Consider the following 16866-nt stretch of genomic DNA (forward strand, 5'->3'; position numbering starts at 1 on the left):
AAGGGGAAAGCTTGGCCATCTGCGCGTCGGTCAGCCAGAAAAGGTCGCTCATGTCACCGCTCCGTTTTCCGAGCCGTGAATCACGCAGCACATCGAAAATCAATGCATCCTGACCCTAGGAGAACACGGCTTTCAAATCGACAAGATTGTCCGCACGTCCGGCCATGATGGCTCCCTTCCAGGTTCGGGCGCAGGGTTCGAAACGCTCGAAGGTCTGCCACTGGTCATCTCGTGAAACGGCAGCGATGCCTCCGGCCGCCTGAACCAGCGCCACCCCTGAAGCAACGTCCCAGATGTTCGGCGTCTCGATCCGGCAGGCATCAAGCAGACCCGCGGCCACGAACGCCATCTCGATGGCGGCCGAGCCCGTCTTGCGCCCGTCGCGCGATCCGCCCTTTTCAGGGACATGGGGAAGACCCACTAGCCGCCGTCGCACGGCAGGGTTCGCGATCAGTGCGACCTCTTGCCCCTCGAAGCGAAGACTGCCGCCCTTGCGCGCATGGTAGACCCCTGGCCGCAGAGCGTGACTTGTGGAGCACCAAGTCGCTCCGGCGATGGGCAATCCCTTCCACAGAACCCCGATGGCGGCGGCGAACATGGGAAAGCCGTTGACGAAATTGGTCGTTCCGTCGATCGGATCGACAGCCCAGACAAAGTTGTGGTTCTCTCCCACCCGGTCGTCATGTTCCTCGCCAATGATGTCGTGGTCCGGAAATCGCTCATCCAGCCGCATCCGGATGATCTTCTCGACCCGCTGGTCGACTTCGGATACAGGATCGCGCAGTGCGTTCTGTCCCGCGTCGCTGCCCTTGTATCGGATCGCAAGCAGCGTCCCGAGCGCGCCCTGGATCTCGGCCGCGGCAAGCTGCGCCAGCTCGACGGCCAGTTGCTCGATATCTGCCAGAGTGACGGGGTCGACCGGCAGATCTGGGTTCGCTTCGGCCATGTTCAGTCACCTTCTTCTTGTGCCGCATCGGGCAGCAGAACCTGGAAAGGGTCGGGGTCGATGCGCAGCTCGATCCGCTGAGCATCGATTTCCTCAACATGGTCGTCTATCCTGAGGAGTTGCCTCTCCTGCGTCTCGATCACCACGTGCCGGGCAGGCAGAACCGTCACCGGCGGCGGGCCCGCGTCCGGCGTGTTCAGCCATTCCAGCATGTCCAGCCGCTGCTCCTCCTCGAGCAGGACAACCGCAAGCCGTCCGTCCAGCAGGCCCGACCAGGGCGCCAAGGGAAGCCGGGGGCCGGAATGGCTTGTGGTCAGAACCTCGGCCATGAGCCACTTGCCGCTGACCTTTACGCCGTCGAGCAGCATCGCGACCGGCATCGCATCGATTTCGGCCAGCGCCGTGGCAAGCCCGCGCCGCCCGTTCAGGATCTTTTCCCGGCTGGTGCGAGGCGTTGGCTTCTTTCGGTCCATCGACGCGGCGAGTGCCCCGAAACCGGCCCCCTCCAGAAGTGCCTGTTCGCCATTGGCCAAGCGAATGCGGGCAACATGGAACGCGCTGCTTACGGCTTTGCCGGGCCAGTCGCCCCTCATGACGGTCGTGCGATCGAAGCCGAGGCTGCGCGCAACGTTGTTAGATCCACCGACGGGGATGATGCCGAAGGGTCTCTGGCGATCGGGAAGGTGGGCAACGACCTTGCAGACCGTTCCATCGCCGCCGGCTACCAGGACAAGATCGGTCGTCTGCGCAAGGCAGTCGGGGAAGCCTGCATCCTCCGCCGAGCAATAGCTGACGTGCATGCCTTTCGCTTCCAGCTGGACAACCAGGTCCTGTCGCGAGTGATCGCCCATGCCCGCTGAGGGGTTGTGAAACAGGAGGGCGTGCATGTGCTGAGATCCCAAGTGACCTGCGTCTCCAACGCCCCGAGGCCACATCGGTTGCACCGATACTGGTTCCCCTCGAAATGGGGCTCCCGTTCGGGCTCAAGGTGAGGATTGTTGGTGCGGAAAGGATCGAGGTGCTGGTCTTAAATCAAATTGAGGCCTTGCCAGATCTGGAAGAGGTGTTCGCCCGCCATGCCTTTCGATTGGAGTATCTCCAGCACAGGATCGCTGTCGCGACTGTAGAGGAAACGCGTGGCGGGCGATGCTGTGTGGCCCGCCCGCCTATTAGTTACGCGGAGGCTTAGTTGCTTGGATTAGCTGCTTCGCCTTCTGCCGGCTCAGCAGTGCCGTAGGTCTCGGCAGTGTCACCGCTGTCCGGTGACATAGCATCTGGGGTTGCTCCGTCCGATACCTCGCCAGCTTCCGGCGTTGCGGGATCCGCGGCCGCGGCATCTGTCGCCCCTTCCGCGCCAAAAGCTTCGCGAAGATTGGCGGTCGCCATGTCCACGGCCTCCTGCGCCTGCGGCACCACGGCCGCCATGCCGAAAAACTCGTGGGTGACGCCGTCAAAGGTCATCTGCTCCACCTCGACACCCGCGGCGGACAGCCGCTCGGCCAGGATCTCGCCCTCGCTTTGCAGTGGGTCGATCTCGGCGTTGATCAGGGTTACCGGCGGCAGTCCCTGAAGATCGTCGCGCTCGATCAGATCCACGCGCGGATCGGACGCCTGTGACGGGTTCTCGAAGACATGACTGAAGAACCATTCCATTCCCGCACGCGACAGCGGCGTCGCGTCCGCGTAGGCCTCGTAGGATCGGGTCTCCATATTGTCGCTGGCGATTGGATAAACGGACAGCACATGGTCAGGCTGGGTGAGTTGCGCGTCGCGGGCATGAAGCGCCACGTTCAGCGCCAGGTTGCCGCCCGCGCTTTCCCCCGCCAGCGCAAGCCGCTCGGGGTCGGCGTTGAAGCTGCCAGAATTCTCGATGATCCATTCGTAGGCTGCATCGGCATCCTCGTGCTGCGCCGGGAACGTAGCCGAGGGCGCCTGACGATAGGTGGCCGACACCACGACGGCATTCGCCCCGGTTATGTCGCAAACCGTGTGGCCGGGCACAGGCGGGCAGCGCCTTCCTCGACTTCAGGCGGCGAGCTGGCAGAACTGCTGAAACGGGCGTAGCTCGGGCGCGAACTGGCCTTTGCGGATCATGTTGACCAGCTCAATGCCTGCGATAGTCGATGCGGCAGACTTGAGGCTTTTGAAGCCGAGCATCGGTCTCACCCTACGCTTGATGAAGCGATGGTCCTGCTCAACGAGATTGTTGAGGTACTTTATCCGCACCATCTCGATCGGGACCGGGCAGCCAAACCGCTTCAGCATCCTGTTGATGTCCTTGATGCCTTCGGTGTTTGCCGCGCTCTTATCGATGACGATCTTCCGCGGCAGGCCATTCACCTCCATAGCGCGGGCGAAGAACTTGATCGCCGCAGGCTTGTTCCGGCGCTCTGAGAGCATGAAGTCCAGCGTCTTCCCGAACTTGTCGACGGCGCGGTAGAGATAGACCCATTGGCCTTTCACCTTGATGTAGGTCTCGTCCATACGCCAGGATCTGCCGGCGGGCCGCTTAGACCGACGCGCATCTTCCGCGACCTGTGGAGCATACCGCACGACCCATCTTTTGAGCGTCGCGTGGTCAACCTACACCCCACGCTCCGCCATGATCTCCTCGAGGTCGCGGTACGACACGCTGTATCGCAGGTAGAAGAAGACAGCGTGCAGGATGATGTTCTTTGGGAAGTGAGCGCCCTTGAACGAGATCGTCATCATGTCCTCCCATCATGCCGCTCCACCTATCCAAATGTACCTCAGGCTGGAGCAGCAGCAAAATTTGCGACAGAGCCCTTGCACCCGCTGGTCCGGGGTTGCCTCGCGGGGCTGCTCTGGCGGCGGGCCGGGCTCTCCCCACCGGACCGGGTGATCGATCCGGCCGTTTTTGCCGGCCGGCTGATGGCGCAGGGCTGCGAGCGCCTCCGGTTCGCCCCGCTCGGATCTGCCGGCCGCCGGGTCTGGACCGCGGGCGGGGACGTCGCGGCGCGCCTGGCCGGCCATCTCGCGGCGGTCGCCGCCGGGGCACGCGCCGGGCGCGACGAGATCCGCCGCTTGGACAACTGGGCCGCGGAGGCGCGGCGGGCGATAGAGGGCATCCGCGGCGCGAACGCCGACCGGGTTATCACCGTCCCGGCCGCCCGCCCGCTGGTCTCGGCCGAGGACGTGGCCACCGGCGCCGGCATCAGCCGGATGACCGCCGAACGGATGCTGAACCGGATGACGGAGATCGGGGTGATCCGCGAGATCACCGGGGCCAGCCGCTTCCGGCTCTGGCGAGCGGGTCTGGCAGCGGCGTGAACTCCTTCTTAAAGGCGACGTAAGTCTACCGGCGCCCCCATAACGGGATAAATGGTTTGGAAATCATTGCGCCACGCTCGGCCTTTCATCATCGCCGGTATAGCTCTCCATCAGTCTTCGCATTTGGAAGAGTGCTCAACGACATCTGTGGCGCGAGGCCTGACGCAAATGACGTGCCAGGCATTATTCGACAAGTCCGCTTTGCCCAAAGTCACTGGAGCTTGCTGCAGGCCTCCGCGATGGCGGCGCACGCCTCCTCAATGATCTTCATCGACGTCGCGGTGGAGATGCGGAAATATGGCTCTAGCCCGTAGGCGCCGCCGTGAACCGACGCAACTCCGGCCTCTTCCAGCAGGTAGAGGCTGACGTCCAGATCGGTTTCCAGAACCTTGCCGTCCGGTTTCTTCTTGCCGATGAGGCCCGCGCAGCTGGGATAGAGGTAGAAGGCACCATCGTGCAGTGTGCAGCTGAGGCCATCAATGGCGTTGATCAGCTGGTGCGCGCGGTCGCGGCGCTGGCGATAAACCTCGACGGTCTTTACCACGTCGCTTTGATCGGCGGTCAGCGCGAAGGCGGCGGCCGCCTGACTGATGGACGAGGGGCAGGACGACATCTGCGACTGCAGCTTGTTGATCACGTTGATGAGGTCCAGCGGCCCGGCGGCATAGCCGATCCGCCAGCCGGTCATCGCATAGCTTTTCGACACGCCGTTGACGACCAGGGCCTGCGACTTCAGCGCCGGCACGACGCCAAGAATGCTGCAGGGGGCGAAGTCGGCATACCAGATGCGGTCGTAGATCTCGTCGCACATGACCAGCACATGGGGGTGCTTGACCAGAACCTCGCCAAGGGCGCGCAGCTCCGCCTCGGTATAGGCGGCGCCGGTCGGGTTCGACGGCGAGTTCAGGATGACCCATTTCGTCCGGGGTGTGATCGCAGCCTCGAGGGCGGCGGGGGTCAGCTTGAAGCCGACATCCTCGCCGCAGGGCAGGATGACGGGGGTGCCGCCGTTGGCGATGACCATGTCGGGATAGCTGACCCAGTAGGGCGTCGGGACGATGACCTCGTCGCCTTCTTCCACAGTCGCCATCAGCGCGACGAACAGGACCTGCTTGGCGCCGCCGCCAACGCAGATCTCGTTCAGCTCGCAGTCGATGTTGAGGCGGGTCTTGAAGTCGTGCTGGATGGCCTTGCGCAGCTCGACCGTTCCGTTGACCGGCGTGTATTTCGTCTCGCCCGCTTCCATGGCGCGGATCGCGGCTGCCTTGATCGGCTCGGGCGTGTCGAAGTCCGGCTCGCCCACGGTCAGGTTGAGGATCTTGCGCCCCTCGGCCTGAAGGTCGCGCACCTTTTGGGCGGCTGCCGTGCTGGGTGAGACACGGATCGAGGTGACGCGGGACGCCAATTTGATGTTGCTCATGTTCTGTCCTCCGCCGTGGCGGTTACGACTGGACCCTCTACAGTGAGCCAGCCGCGCCGGTTGTGCAATACGAGCATGCCGTTGTCGCGACCCGTCGCGGCGCCATCGTCGTCACGCTGCCGGGCTGACGCGCGACCGAAGACCTATGACGCGCAGGAGGTGACCCATGCAGCCATTCCGCCAGCCGCAGTCCGGAAAGCTCATCGGCGTCATCTCGGACACCCACGGCCTGCTTCGCCCCGAGGCGCTGGAGGCTCTCGAAGGGGTCGACCACATCCTGCATGCTGGCGATATCGGCGATCCCTTCCACCTTGACGTGCTGGCGGATATCGCCCCGGTGACGGCAATCCGCGGCAACATCGACCGCGGTCACTGGGCTGAGGCCTTGCCCGAAACGGTAAGCCTCACGATCGAGGGCCTGCGGATCCACATGATCCATGACCGCAAGGCTTTGCAGGCTTGTCCGGCAACCGAGGGGTGGAACGTCGTGATCTCGGGCCACTCCCACAAGCCCGGCATCGATGAAACCGGCAGCGCCCTCTGGCTGAACCCCGGCGCAGCCGGTCCCCGCCGCTTCCGCCTGCCCATCACCCTCGCCTTCCTCTGGGAAGAGGACAGCCAGCCCCGCGCGGTGATCCACCCTTTGTGCGTGTGACGGGGAAGGAGCAGGGGCCGCTGGCATTCCGGGCCCTTGTGAATGCAGTGTTTGCTTGGACCAGTGGCAGATTGAGCCGAAGTGCGGACGGCACTCTCCATCTTGCCCTCGCCAGGTTCAGTCAAGCATACCTTTCGAGTCCAGCCACTCCACAAGAAGATCGGGCCACGCCTCCGCCGGCATGTCGCGCACCATCCGTAATGAGAAGCCGTGTCCACCTTGTTCGAACTGGTGCAACTCAACCGGAACGCCGGCCTTCCTCAAGGCGGTCACGAGGCGGAAAGTATTCTCTGGAATGACCGCGTCATCGTCATTGGCCCCAAAGATGAAGGTCGGTGGCATCTCGGCTGTCACGAGCTTGTCGATCGAGTGAACGTCCAATGTAGCATCATCGGGTGTCGAGCCGAGCAGTTCCTCACGCGACTGCGGATGGGTGATACCCTCTTCCATGCTGATCACGGGATATCCGAGAGCAAGGAAGTCGGGCCGGGCAGATGCCGTATCCGCCTCATCGACAGGCTCGTAAGCGTCGAGGGTGGGTGCGGCGGAAAGCTAGGCTGCCAGATGCCCGCCGGCTGAGAACCCCAGTACGCCCACACGTGAGGCATCCAGGCCCCACTCGGCCGCATTGGTGCGGATCAGCCGCATCGCCCTTTGCGCGTCGGCGATCGGCGCATTGGTTGCCTGTCCGCCGCCCGGGAGTCGGTAAAGCAGTCGGAAAACCGTGATCCCCGCTTCGTTCAAGGCCGGCGCGATCTCATCGGCCTCCTTGTCATAGACAACCCGCGCATAAGCACCGCCTGGTGTCACCAGCATTGCTGATCCATTTGGATTGTCGGGAACGTAGACCATGAGGTCAGGCGTCGTGATGTTGAATGCCGCCCGGTCCTTCACCGCAGGGTCTTCCGACCGCTCGCGGATCTCTTGCGGCTCTTCGAACGTGGCGGGCCCCGCCGGCGTATCCGGCCAGACCTCGATCTGCATGCGATCTGTCAACGGTTCAGCATGTGCAGCAGCACCCATCATCCACATGCCGAGCATCACAATCGCGAGGTTGCTTTGGATCATGTATCTCGAACTCCCATAGTGACCTCGGAATTGCCCTGGCCTTCCAATTACAGCTTCATGATGGTGCTGCGAGCGTCCAGCCATGCACCTTGCTTACAGGACCAAATGATGAAGATCGGTGAAGCCCCTTGCTGGAGCGACCGGTGCCTATGGGGTCCCTGCGCCATCTGCCTGGCAACCTGCAGCTATGCATCAGCGGGGCAGGAAGATCTGCCGCATGCTGGACGCGCTAGCCCAGTTGCGACAATGGTTGCCGGGAGAGTTTTTCGCGTCTGTATCCACGTCCGAGCAGGTTGGCCTTGAAGACCTCGGCAGGGGTGCGGAAGCCGAGACACTTACGCGGCGTGGCGTTCAGGCGTGCACAGAGCTGACGGAGCTCCTCCTGAGAAAGCGTGTTCGGATTGGTGTCGCGGCAGAGCCAGCGCCTGAGTCGCTTGTTGGCGTTCTCGACGGCATCTTTCTGCCACGGCGACTGCGCTTCGCAGAACCAGGTCTGCGCACCTACTTCAGCCTGTAGATGCGGCCAATCGATAAACTCGGAACCACGGTCAAAGGTGATCGAACGGCAGGCATGCCGGGGCAGGGGCGTCAATGCCTGGGCGATCTGCGCCATGATCGGCTTGGTGCGTTGTTCGGCGTTCTTCAACGCAACCAGAAAGCGGCTGGTGCGCTCGATCATGGTGGTGACATTGGCCGGCCCATACTTCTGCCGGAACAGCACCAGGTCTGCCTCCCAGTGCCCGAACTGCTTGCGATGCGCGACGACATCCGGACGGAACAAGATGCTGAGTTCCAGCGCGAATTTCGGCGGCGGACGCTCACGTAAATGATATCCCCGACGGCGCCGGCGGCCAGAGGGCAGGTGGCGCCACAGCTCCGCCCGGCGACCGTGCGCGGAATGGATGTGTTGATAGATCGTCTCCCGGCAGACGCGGCGCGGGGCACCCTTATACCGCATACGGCCGGCGATCTGCTCAGGCGTCCAGCCAGACCTCAGACAGCGCTCGACCTGGTCGCGGGACCCGGGATCACGCACCAGCTTGCGCTGCCTTGTCCGTCGTCCATCCGAATAGCTTTGCGCCACAACGCACCAGTAGCCGCTGAGCTTCGGGATCTCGCTGTCGTGGAAATGATTGCGCCTCAGCTCGCGGAAGATCGTCGAGCGGTGCCGGCCGAGCCGGCGCGCCATCTCGTCAGGGCTCAGCTTCATCTGCCGCCAGCGCTCGATCTTGCGCCGCTCGGAAAGGGAAAGGTGAGAGAACCGAACCTTCATTCTATGATCCTTTCATGGCTCAACCCATTGTTGAGCACAGAAAGTCGCATTTCAGGATAGCGCGTCCCGGTGCGCGGGCGCGGGGTGATTCGGAACCTGGAGGTGATGCACCCACTTTGCTTAATCGATAAGTTGCTCAATACGGCAGCATCTTTGCCCTGCCCATGCTCTGAAGGTTATTGAGGTGAGGGCGCTGCAGAACTTTCACCAAACTGCAACAATTGCCGCTAAAAGCAAGAAACTCATCAAGGTGAGTAAAAAAAATTTCTTAGACGGTCTTTGCACTTCGGTGCCGCAATGTAGCAGAGGCGCCCTTTAAGTACTAGAACCGCCGCCGTTCAGAAGATTACCGTTGAAATAAATATTTCTTGACCTGTTTAATGAGGTCAAAGTGAGGACGGTACATGACACTTGCGCTACCACAGGCATTCACCGCTTCTTCTGAAGCACTTCTTTCAGGATTTGCGCCCAGCTTTGAGTTCGAGCCCCTCCCGCCGCTGCCCGAGGAAGAGTTTGCGGATCGTCTGCGGCGCATCCGCCGCGAGGCGACCGTTGCCGGGCACGACGTCATCCTGATCCACAGCGACGGGATCGGCTCGTATCGAACATCGAATTCTTACCTGCGCTATGTCTGCGATTGGGCGCGTGAGGGTGTGCTTATTGTTCCGACAGACGAAGACAAGCCGCTGGCATTATTCTCGTTCTTCAGCAGCTCGGTGATTCTGCCGCCGGCGGGCGAGCCCCTGTTGGTCGAGGACATCTGGCAGGTAGGTACCTGGGGGCGGGAAACCTACAACCGTCCCGGACGCACTGTGGATCGCGTGGCCGAGGCGCTGGCCGGGCACCTGGAGGCGACGGGCTTTTCGTGCAGCCAGATTGGCGTCCTGGGAGATGCGACATCCCAGCCGTACTGGAAAGGCCTGAGCACGCGGCTGCAGCGCTGCCGCCTTGTGCCGGACAATGGCATCATCGAGCGTATGCAGCGCCGCCGCAGCAAGCGCGAGCAGGCGCTGGTGCGGGCCGCCTCGCGACTCGCCAGCATCGGGATCGAGGCGGCATGGCACGTCACGCGCCCCGGCGTGACCGACCACGAGATCTACGCGGCCTTCACCTACGCCCAGATGGCGCGTGGGGGGGAATGGGGCGATGGCTACCAGATCGGGATCAACCGCTTCGGCACGGCCTGCGGCAAGCCCTACGGTCATGTTGTCCGGCCGGGCGACCTGATCAACCTCTACATCTCGGCGGTCTCGTATCACGGGTACACGGCGCAGATCGCCCGGATGATCGCGGTGGGCGACATCACCGACCGGCAGGAAGAGGTCCTCGCCATGTGCACCGAGGGCGTAGAGGCTGCCGCCGCGCGTGTCCGCCCCGGGGCGCTGGTCTCGGAGGTCGCGAACGCGTCGTTTGAGCCCTACATCCGCCGCGGGTATCTCAGCTCGGCCGACAGCCGGACGATGCCCTACAACTGGAACGCCAACGAGGACGGATCGCCCCGGCTGATCCCGCGCAAGCATGTCGTGGACGAGGACTGGGAGCGGCAGGGCCGCAAGCTGATGCACATCTATCCGGCCACCAACGGCCCGCACAATCCCAATGTCGGCCATTCCGTCTCGATGGCGAAGATGACGCCCTACAACATCGCGTCCAACAACCACGACCGATTGGAGGAAGGCATGACCTTTGTTCTGCACTCGCAGTGGCTCGAGCCCGAAGTGGCGGGCGCCAATATCGGCGACTGCTATCTGGTGACCGACGACGGGGCCGAGAACCTCAGCCACCACACGCCCTTGGCGGTGCACCGCATCAAGGCCTGAAAACATAACCAACAACAGGGAACATCATGAAAAAAGCATTTCTCGTTTCCGCGGCTCTTGCAGCACTGGCCGGGCCGGCCGTGGCGCAGGAGGACGTCACGCTGGTCATCTCGAACTCGCAATGGCTCGACGCCCTGCGCGGCGAGAAGCTGTGGGCAGCGATCAAGGCTTATGAAGAGGTCGCGCCGAACGTGACGCTGGAGCAGGAGGCGATCCCGTCCAAGGATTATGCCGACCGCATCATGACCGAATTCGGCGCAGGCCAGGGTCCCGACCTGGCGATCATGCAGGAAGGCGTCTTCTACTCGCTGGCCGATGCGGGCTTCCTGGTCGATGTGGGCGAGGTCGCGGCCAGCGCCGAAATGAACAAGACGATCGACAATGCCGTGGTCGATGGCGTGACGCTCGGGGTTCCCTGGCAGCGAGCCGTTTATGCGCTGATCTACAACAAGGAGCTGCTGGACGCGGCAGGCGCCTCGGTCCCGACGGATATCGACGGGCTGATCGCGGCAGGGCAGGCCGTCGAGGCGCAGGGCGCGATCGGTTTCACGTCGCGCCACCAGATCAACGACTTCTCAGGCTGGTTCATGGACTTCCAGAACTGGGCCTATGGCTACGGCGTCGATTGGGTCGACGATCAGGGCAACCTGACCTTGAATACCCCTGAAGCGGCCGAGGCCGTCGCCGCCTTCAAGAAGGTCTATGACAGCGGGATCATCCCGGTGGGCGACGACATGCCCACGCAGCGCACGCGGTTCAAGGAGAACCAGGTCGGGCTCAGCATCGACAATTCCGGCGGCACGCTGAACATCGCGTCGGGCGGCACGCTGGATAGCGCCAACCTAGGCGCGGCAGCCCTGCCTTTCCCGCACCCCGGCGCGCATCAGCAGATGTTCATCAGCATCAGTCAGCACAGCGACCACCCTGAGGAGGCGGCAGCCTTCCTGACCTGGCTGGTCAGCCCCGAAGGCCAGGCGCGGCTGCGCGAGGCGTCGGGCCCTGACGCCTTGGCGACCGACGTTCCCGTGACCGAGGAATTCGCGACCGCGAACCCGTGGGCACCGGAATTCGCCGAACTGGCGCAGCACTCGCGGTCGACGCTGATCCCCGGCTTCGAGGTCGAGACCGGGCAAATCATGCGCTCGGTCATGGAAGCCGTCGAGGAGGTCTTGATCCGCGGAACCGATCCCGCCGAAGCGCTGGCGACCGCGCAGGGCAAAGCCGAGTGGATGTTCTGAGGACGCCATGACCGATCTCCTCCTTCAAGCCGATGCGAAGACCCCCGTCGCGCGATCCGCGCGAGGGGGGATCCGGTGGCGCGGCATGCTGCCCTATGTCTTCATCGTGCCGCCTGTCCTCTATCTGGCCGTGTTCATGTTCTACCCGCTCGGCCGGCAGATCTGGTTGAGCTTCACCAGAACGCGGCTGATGAACCCGAACCGCAGCGAATTTACCGGGCTGAGCAACTACGAACGGCTCTTCGCCGACCCCGAGTTCTACATGGCCCTCCAGGTCACGGTCGTCTATTCGGCGCTGGCCGTCATCCTGGGCGTGACCGTCGGGATGATCGCCGCTCTGGCGCTGAACCGGCCGTTCCCGGGCCGCGCGATCGTCCGCGCCGTGCTGCTGTTCGGGTGGGCCTGTCCCAATGTCGCGGCCTCGCTGGTCTGGCTCTGGATCTTCAACGAGCGGTCGGGCGTACTGAACACCATCGTCACCGGTCTCGGCCTCGACCGGATCGCGTGGCTGACCACGACCGAGATGGCGCTGCCTTCGATCCTGCTCGTCACGGTGTGGCAGGTCGCGCCCTTCGTGATGCTGGTCATGCTGGCCGCGCTGCAATCCGTGCCGGAAGAGGTCAAGGAGGCCGCGCGCATCGACAATGCCGACAGCCTCTCCGTGTTTCGCGCCGTGACGCTGCCGCACGTGATGCCGACGCTGCAGCTCGTTTCGCTTCTGGTGGCCGTGTGGTCCATCCGCCGCTTCGACATCATCTACCTGCTGACCGGCGGCGGGCCGATCGGCAGCACCTCGACCCTGATCGTCAAGCTGCGGCAGATCGCCTTCGAGAACTACGATCTGGGCCTCGCCAGCGCCTACGGCGTGATCGGCCTGATCCTCGCGCTGACGGTCGCCGTCATCCACGCGCTGTTCAACCGGCGCCGCCAGAAAAGGAGCCAGCAATGACCTACCTGTCCCGCACGCTGCACGCGCTGCTGATCCTTTTCCTCGTCGTCTTCGGCGGCTTTCCGATCTACTGGATGGCCGTGACCGCCCTGTCGACGAACGCCGAGCTCTACAACACCGGGCAGGTCTGGTGGCCGCAGATCGGCAACCTGCCGATGCTGTTGGCGGACCTTGCCGATGTTCCGCTGGTCCGCTGGCTGGCCAACACCGCGATCGTCGCGGTCGGCACGACCCTCCTCAGCCTGACCTTAGGCGCGCTGGCCGGCTACGCGCTGTCGCGGTTCCGGTTCCACGGAAAGGGCGTCATCGGCTTTCTGCTGTTCATGACTCAGGTGGTGCCCGAGGCGCTGATCCTGGTGCCGCTTTACGCGATGTTCATCAGCCTGGGACTGATGAACAGCCTAGGCGGGCTGATCCTGGCGAATGTCGGCTTTTCGCTGCCCGTGGCCGCCTTCATCATCAAGGGCGCCATCGACGCGGTGCCATATGAGATCGAAGAGGCCGCCACCATCGACAACTGCCCGCGCTTCGGCGTGCTGACGCTGATCATCCTGCCGATCATTGCGCCTAGTCTGGCGGCCGCCGCGGTCATCGCCTTCTTCGCCGGCTGGAACGAATACCTCTTTGCTGCCACCTTCCTCATGGACAACACGCATTGGCCTGCCAGCGTCGGGCTTGCCTCGTTCATCGGTCAATACGAGACACCCCTGTCGGCCGTTATGGGCGCGGCGCTGATCTTCAGCCTGCCGGCCGTATTGTTCTTTCTCATCATTCAACGAAAAATCGTCGCGGGGATTACCTCGGGCGCCGTGAAGGGTTGAACCATGCCCCATATCGAACTTGATCACATTGGCAAGTCGTTCGGCACGACGAACGTCATCCGGGACTTCAATGCCAGCATCGCCGACGGAGAATTCCTAGTCTTGCTGGGCCCGTCAGGCTGCGGGAAGTCTACGCTGCTGCGGATGATCGCCGGCCTTGGCGACATCACGCGCGGCATTCTTAGCTTCGATGGACGCCGCGTGAACGACTGGACCCCCAGCCAGCGCGGAGTCGCCTTCGTGTTCCAGTCCTACGCGCTCTATCCCCACATGACCGTTCGCGAGAATATTGCCTTCCCACTGGTGATGGACGCCTTCCGCAAGTGGTATCACATCCCGGTCGTGAACACGGTCATGCGCTGGAAGCTGATGCGCCGCGCCGATATTGCCGAGCGCACGGCCCGCATCGCCGAGCAGCTGGAGTTGACGGCCCTTCTGGACCGCCGCCCGGCCAACCTGTCGGGCGGTCAGCGGCAGCGGGTCGCTTTGGCCCGGTCGCTGGTGCGCGATCCCTCGCTTTACCTGCTGGACGAGCCGCTTTCGAACCTCGACGCCAAGCTGCGCACGCAGATGCGGGCCGAAATCTCGACCCTGCACAACCGGGTCCGCAAGACGTTCATCTACGTCACGCACGATCAGGTCGAGGCGATGACGATGGCGACCAAGATCATCGTCATGAACAAGGGCGAGATCCAGCAGATCGGCACGCCGGACCAGATCTATTCGGACCCGGCCAACACCTTCGTCGCCCGCTTCGTCGGAGCCCCGCCGATGAACCTGCTGGACGTGGCGACGGCGCGCGGGACAGTCTCGATCCCGGGCGGACCGTCATGGGGGCACGAGGCCGCGCCAGAGAACGCGTTGATGGGCATCCGCCCCGAAAACCTGGTCCTGAACCCCGAAGGCGACGGCCCCATCCCGGTCGAGGTCGTGGTGGTCGAGCGCTTGGGCGCCGAAACGATCATCGGCTGCCGCATCCTCTCGGACCGGAGGGACCAGCGGTTCCTCGACACCGATCTGGTCTTCGTGCGCGTGCAAGGAAATCCGCGCATCGTTGCCGGAACACGGTATGCGCTATCCTATGCCGCCGAGGATGTCCGTTGGTTCGACCGCGCCACGGGAGCCGCTATCCCTCATGCGACCGCCCTGCCCAACTGCGCCTGAGGAGACACGATGCATCGCTACCACGTCACCGCCACCGGCCACAGCCTCAACTACCTGCCCGAATATGTTGCCACCGAGCAAGGGTTCTTTGCCAACGAAGGGCTGACGGTCACCGCCTCGGTCCCGCGTCCCTGGGATCTGGTGCTGGACGATCTGCGAGGCGGCCGGGCCGACGCGGCACTCGGCGGCATCTGGGTGCCGTCGATGTATCTTGGCCGCTCGACGCGCTTCATTCCCTTTGCGCAGATCGCCAACCGCGCTCCGCTGGCGCTTGTGGGGCGCGAGGACGCGGCTGCGATTTCGTGGCAGGCCATGCGCGGCAGGACAGTCCTGATGAAGGGCAGCAATGGGGCCAGCGTCGGCCTCTACATGAAGATGCTCCTGCGCGAAGAAGGCGTAGATCCGGCCGAGCTGAACTACATCCAGGACCTCGACGGTGCGATGCTGTCAGAGCTGTTCCTGGGCGGGATGGGCGACTATCTGGTCATCGACTATTCGGGCGCGCTGAAGCTGGCGGCCAGCGGGGGATGCCGAGTCGTGCAGGCCTTCCCAATCTCGGGCGGCGGCATCCCCTGGAGCGTCTACTACGCGCCCGAAGGCGCCGACATCGCGCGGCAGGCGGCCTTTTGCCGCGCGCTCGGCCGCGCGATGACATGGATCCGCGAGACAGACCCGGAAGACTACGCCGACTTCTTGGCGGCGACGTTCCCGAACCTGCCGCTGGACATCCTGCTGCGCGTGACGCGGGACTATGTCAGCTGCGGCATGTGGACGTCGCCGCGCATCAACCCGCACGGCTACAGCCGCTGGCAGGCAGGTATCGCGCAAGGTCACCTCGTGCCGAGGCCGATTGCGTATAACGATCTGGTCGATCCGCGTCCCACCGAGGAACTGGCATGAAGATCGCCATCATCAACCCTAACACCACGGCCGCCATGACCGAGGGGATCGGCCAGGCCGCCCGGGCGTTCCGGTCATCGACGGTGCCGATGCCGCCATCCGGGCCGCCATCCGGCTGGGTGAGGCATTGGCTGGATCAAGCCTTGCACCGTCTAAGATCGGCGGATGGGCCTATCCGAGCCGCGCCTAGCCGCTGCACTTGGGCGTGGACACGTCATCCAGCAGCTCGACCATCCGGTCGATCCTGCGAAACCGCTCGATGCTTCTATCCCCGAGACGCGCGCCCACGCTCCAGACGATATACTCGATCACCGTCGCAGCTGCCGTGAACGAGTTGAACGGCGTGGGCGAGTGACACCGACACCTGATCACATGGCTCGCCGCCTTGGCGCTGGCCGAGGCGCTGATATCCGTCACCAGCACCGCAACCGCGCCCGCGGCCTTCATCTCTTCCAGAAGCAGCGCCAGCTGCCGAGGCCGCCGCCGAAATGCGAAGACTAGTGCAACATCGCCAGCCCGCACGCTCGCCAAATCATGGGCCATCGAAGTCCCGCTGGCCGGAAGGACCCGGACGTCATCCTTGACCAACCCGAAGTAATGCGAGGCCAGATGGGCGAGGCCGAAGCCATTGCGCAGCCCCACGATCCACACCCGCTCCGCGGAAGCGATGCTTTCCGTCACCACAGCCAGCGTCGCGGGCGGGATGCCATCGGTCGTCGCCCTGATGTTGTCGATGTTCGACTGTACGACGCTGGACATCGAAATCTGACCCGACAGGCTGTTGTCCCGGTCGATCAGCCCGCCTTGCGGCGAGCCCCAGTGCATGCTTTCCCGGATCATCCGCTTCGCCTCCGGATAGGAGTTGTAGCCAATGGTCCGGATGAAGCGCGCAGCCGTCGCCGTGGACACGCCAGCCTTGCTGGCTAGCTCTGAAGCGGTATAGGAGGCGAGCTCCATCTGATGCTCAAGCATGACATCTGCTAATCGACGTTCAGCTGGCGACAGAGCCGTGTAGACCGCGTAGATGCGCGCCTCGAGCGATTTCCCGTGTTGAGCCAATTCGTCTCCAAACTTGATTGGCCAGCAGTTGATCTCATTTCGCCGGCGACTGCCAAATTGTCGCTTTCATGGCAAGCGAGCAAGTTCTAGCTATGTACGATAATTCATGTCGCCGTCATTCATGAAGCTGCAGATGTTCTGCGCGACTGACCTGCCCCCATCGGGTGGTCCGGTTTCAGTCTTAATGCATGACGGGTCTGGGCGCTACGGCGGGCGTGGCCGGCGAAGCGTCTCCGGATGTCGAAGCCGGCCACGAGATGAC

Annotated in this window: 16 protein-coding genes and 2 pseudogenes; 9 read left to right on the plus strand and 9 right to left on the minus strand. The window is 63.5% G+C overall.

Annotated elements, in window-relative coordinates:
- Window positions 1-115: 115 nt before the first annotated feature.
- From OC184_RS16580 to OC184_RS16595, 4 genes and pseudogenes are all read right to left on the minus strand, one after another.
- Complete coding sequence (locus OC184_RS16580; protein WP_265508277.1) at window positions 116-946, minus strand: inositol monophosphatase family protein; 831 nt, start codon at window positions 944-946, stop codon at window positions 116-118.
- 2 nt (window positions 947-948) lie between these two features.
- Window positions 949-1833 carry a diacylglycerol/lipid kinase family protein gene (locus OC184_RS16585; RefSeq protein WP_265508278.1) on the minus strand — a complete coding sequence of 295 codons (885 nt, stop codon included), beginning with the start codon at window positions 1831-1833 and terminating at the stop codon, window positions 949-951.
- A gap of 298 nt (window positions 1834-2131) precedes the next feature.
- Window positions 2132-2947, minus strand: coding sequence for an alpha/beta hydrolase (locus tag OC184_RS16590; protein WP_265508279.1), 816 nt, complete (start codon window positions 2945-2947; stop codon window positions 2132-2134).
- A 24-nt stretch (window positions 2948-2971) separates the two neighbouring features.
- Window positions 2972-3655: pseudogene (locus OC184_RS16595) on the minus strand (IS6 family transposase).
- Window positions 3656-3733: 78 nt separating this feature from the next.
- Between OC184_RS16595 and OC184_RS16600 the strand changes: the two are divergent.
- Window positions 3734-4237 carry a DUF1403 family protein gene (locus OC184_RS16600; protein ID WP_265508280.1) on the plus strand — a complete coding sequence of 168 codons (504 nt, stop codon included), beginning with the start codon at window positions 3734-3736 and terminating at the stop codon, window positions 4235-4237.
- Window positions 4238-4448: 211 nt separating this feature from the next.
- On the opposite strand, the gene OC184_RS16605 is transcribed toward OC184_RS16600, so the two are convergent.
- The gene (locus OC184_RS16605) at window positions 4449-5657 is read right to left on the minus strand and encodes an aspartate transaminase (protein ID WP_265508281.1); all 1209 of its coding nucleotides are present in this window, start codon (window positions 5655-5657) and stop codon (window positions 4449-4451) included.
- Between the two features lie 17 nt (window positions 5658-5674).
- Between OC184_RS16605 and OC184_RS16610 the strand changes: the two are divergent.
- Together OC184_RS16610 and OC184_RS16615 are read left to right on the plus strand one after the other, a co-directional pair.
- Window positions 5675-5785, plus strand: a pseudogene (locus OC184_RS16610) (type I methionyl aminopeptidase); the annotation flags it as partial.
- 38 nt (window positions 5786-5823) lie between these two features.
- Window positions 5824-6312, plus strand: a complete 489-nt coding sequence (locus OC184_RS16615; protein WP_265508282.1) for a metallophosphoesterase family protein — start codon at window positions 5824-5826, stop codon at window positions 6310-6312.
- A 117-nt stretch (window positions 6313-6429) separates the two neighbouring features.
- Here the strand turns inward: OC184_RS16615 and OC184_RS16620 are convergent, their stop codons facing one another.
- The 3 genes from OC184_RS16620 to OC184_RS16630 all read right to left on the minus strand — a co-directional run bounded on the left by OC184_RS16620 (window position 6430) and on the right by OC184_RS16630 (window position 8653).
- Window positions 6430-6762 (minus strand): alpha/beta hydrolase, encoded by a 333-nt coding sequence (locus tag OC184_RS16620; RefSeq protein ID WP_265508291.1) that lies wholly within the window; start codon window positions 6760-6762, stop codon window positions 6430-6432.
- Window positions 6763-6864: 102 nt separating this feature from the next.
- The gene (locus tag OC184_RS16625) at window positions 6865-7380 is read right to left on the minus strand and encodes an alpha/beta hydrolase (protein WP_265508283.1); all 516 of its coding nucleotides are present in this window, start codon (window positions 7378-7380) and stop codon (window positions 6865-6867) included.
- Between the two features lie 229 nt (window positions 7381-7609).
- A complete protein-coding gene (locus OC184_RS16630) occupies window positions 7610-8653 on the minus strand; it encodes an IS30 family transposase (protein WP_265508284.1) in 1044 nt (347 codons plus the stop codon).
- Between the two features lie 404 nt (window positions 8654-9057).
- On the opposite strand from OC184_RS16630, the gene OC184_RS16635 reads away from it, so the two are divergent.
- From OC184_RS16635 to OC184_RS16660, 6 genes are read left to right on the plus strand one after another with little or no spacing between them, the layout of a single operon-like run.
- The gene (locus tag OC184_RS16635) at window positions 9058-10473 is read left to right on the plus strand and encodes a M24 family metallopeptidase (RefSeq protein WP_265508285.1); all 1416 of its coding nucleotides are present in this window, start codon (window positions 9058-9060) and stop codon (window positions 10471-10473) included.
- A 26-nt stretch (window positions 10474-10499) separates the two neighbouring features.
- Entirely contained in the window at window positions 10500-11711 is a 1212-nt protein-coding gene (locus tag OC184_RS16640) for an ABC transporter substrate-binding protein (RefSeq protein WP_265508286.1), read from the plus strand.
- A gap of 7 nt (window positions 11712-11718) precedes the next feature.
- On the plus strand, window positions 11719-12660 hold the full coding sequence (locus OC184_RS16645; protein ID WP_265508287.1) for a carbohydrate ABC transporter permease: 942 nt from the start codon (window positions 11719-11721) through the stop codon (window positions 12658-12660).
- Window positions 12657-13481, plus strand: coding sequence for a carbohydrate ABC transporter permease (locus tag OC184_RS16650; RefSeq protein ID WP_265508288.1), 825 nt, complete (start codon window positions 12657-12659; stop codon window positions 13479-13481). The genes OC184_RS16645 and OC184_RS16650 overlap by 4 nt, the downstream gene beginning before the upstream one ends.
- A gap of 3 nt (window positions 13482-13484) precedes the next feature.
- Window positions 13485-14645 carry an ABC transporter ATP-binding protein gene (locus tag OC184_RS16655; RefSeq protein ID WP_322630220.1) on the plus strand — a complete coding sequence of 387 codons (1161 nt, stop codon included), beginning with the start codon at window positions 13485-13487 and terminating at the stop codon, window positions 14643-14645.
- A gap of 9 nt (window positions 14646-14654) precedes the next feature.
- Window positions 14655-15545, plus strand: coding sequence for an ABC transporter substrate-binding protein (locus OC184_RS16660; protein ID WP_265508289.1), 891 nt, complete (start codon window positions 14655-14657; stop codon window positions 15543-15545).
- 186 nt (window positions 15546-15731) lie between these two features.
- Here OC184_RS16660 and OC184_RS16665 read toward each other — a convergent pair whose 3' ends face one another.
- Window positions 15732-16604 carry a MurR/RpiR family transcriptional regulator gene (locus OC184_RS16665; protein WP_265508290.1) on the minus strand — a complete coding sequence of 291 codons (873 nt, stop codon included), beginning with the start codon at window positions 16602-16604 and terminating at the stop codon, window positions 15732-15734.
- Window positions 16605-16866: the final 262 nt, after the last annotated feature.

It is taken from the genome of Paracoccus rhizosphaerae (genome assembly GCF_026162645.1).
In the GTDB taxonomy this organism is placed as follows: domain Bacteria; phylum Pseudomonadota; class Alphaproteobacteria; order Rhodobacterales; family Rhodobacteraceae; genus Paracoccus; species Paracoccus rhizosphaerae.

Coding starts and splice junctions, on each gene's coding strand:
- OC184_RS16580 (WP_265508277.1), bottom strand. CDS start 946: ATGGCCGAAGCGAACCCAGATCTGCCGGTCGACCCCGTCACTCTGGCA.
- OC184_RS16585 (WP_265508278.1), bottom strand. CDS start 1,833: ATGCACGCCCTCCTGTTTCACAACCCCTCAGCGGGCATGGGCGATCAC.
- OC184_RS16605 (WP_265508281.1), bottom strand. CDS start 5,657: ATGAGCAACATCAAATTGGCGTCCCGCGTCACCTCGATCCGTGTCTCA.
- OC184_RS16615 (WP_265508282.1), top strand. CDS start 5,824: ATGCAGCCATTCCGCCAGCCGCAGTCCGGAAAGCTCATCGGCGTCATC.
- OC184_RS16620 (WP_265508291.1), bottom strand. CDS start 6,762: ATGGAAGAGGGTATCACCCATCCGCAGTCGCGTGAGGAACTGCTCGGC.
- OC184_RS16625 (WP_265508283.1), bottom strand. CDS start 7,380: ATGATCCAAAGCAACCTCGCGATTGTGATGCTCGGCATGTGGATGATG.
- OC184_RS16630 (WP_265508284.1), bottom strand. CDS start 8,653: ATGAAGGTTCGGTTCTCTCACCTTTCCCTTTCCGAGCGGCGCAAGATC.
- OC184_RS16635 (WP_265508285.1), top strand. CDS start 9,058: ATGACACTTGCGCTACCACAGGCATTCACCGCTTCTTCTGAAGCACTT.
- OC184_RS16640 (WP_265508286.1), top strand. CDS start 10,500: ATGAAAAAAGCATTTCTCGTTTCCGCGGCTCTTGCAGCACTGGCCGGG.
- OC184_RS16645 (WP_265508287.1), top strand. CDS start 11,719: ATGACCGATCTCCTCCTTCAAGCCGATGCGAAGACCCCCGTCGCGCGA.
- OC184_RS16650 (WP_265508288.1), top strand. CDS start 12,657: ATGACCTACCTGTCCCGCACGCTGCACGCGCTGCTGATCCTTTTCCTC.
- OC184_RS16655 (WP_322630220.1), top strand. CDS start 13,485: ATGCCCCATATCGAACTTGATCACATTGGCAAGTCGTTCGGCACGACG.
- OC184_RS16660 (WP_265508289.1), top strand. CDS start 14,655: ATGCATCGCTACCACGTCACCGCCACCGGCCACAGCCTCAACTACCTG.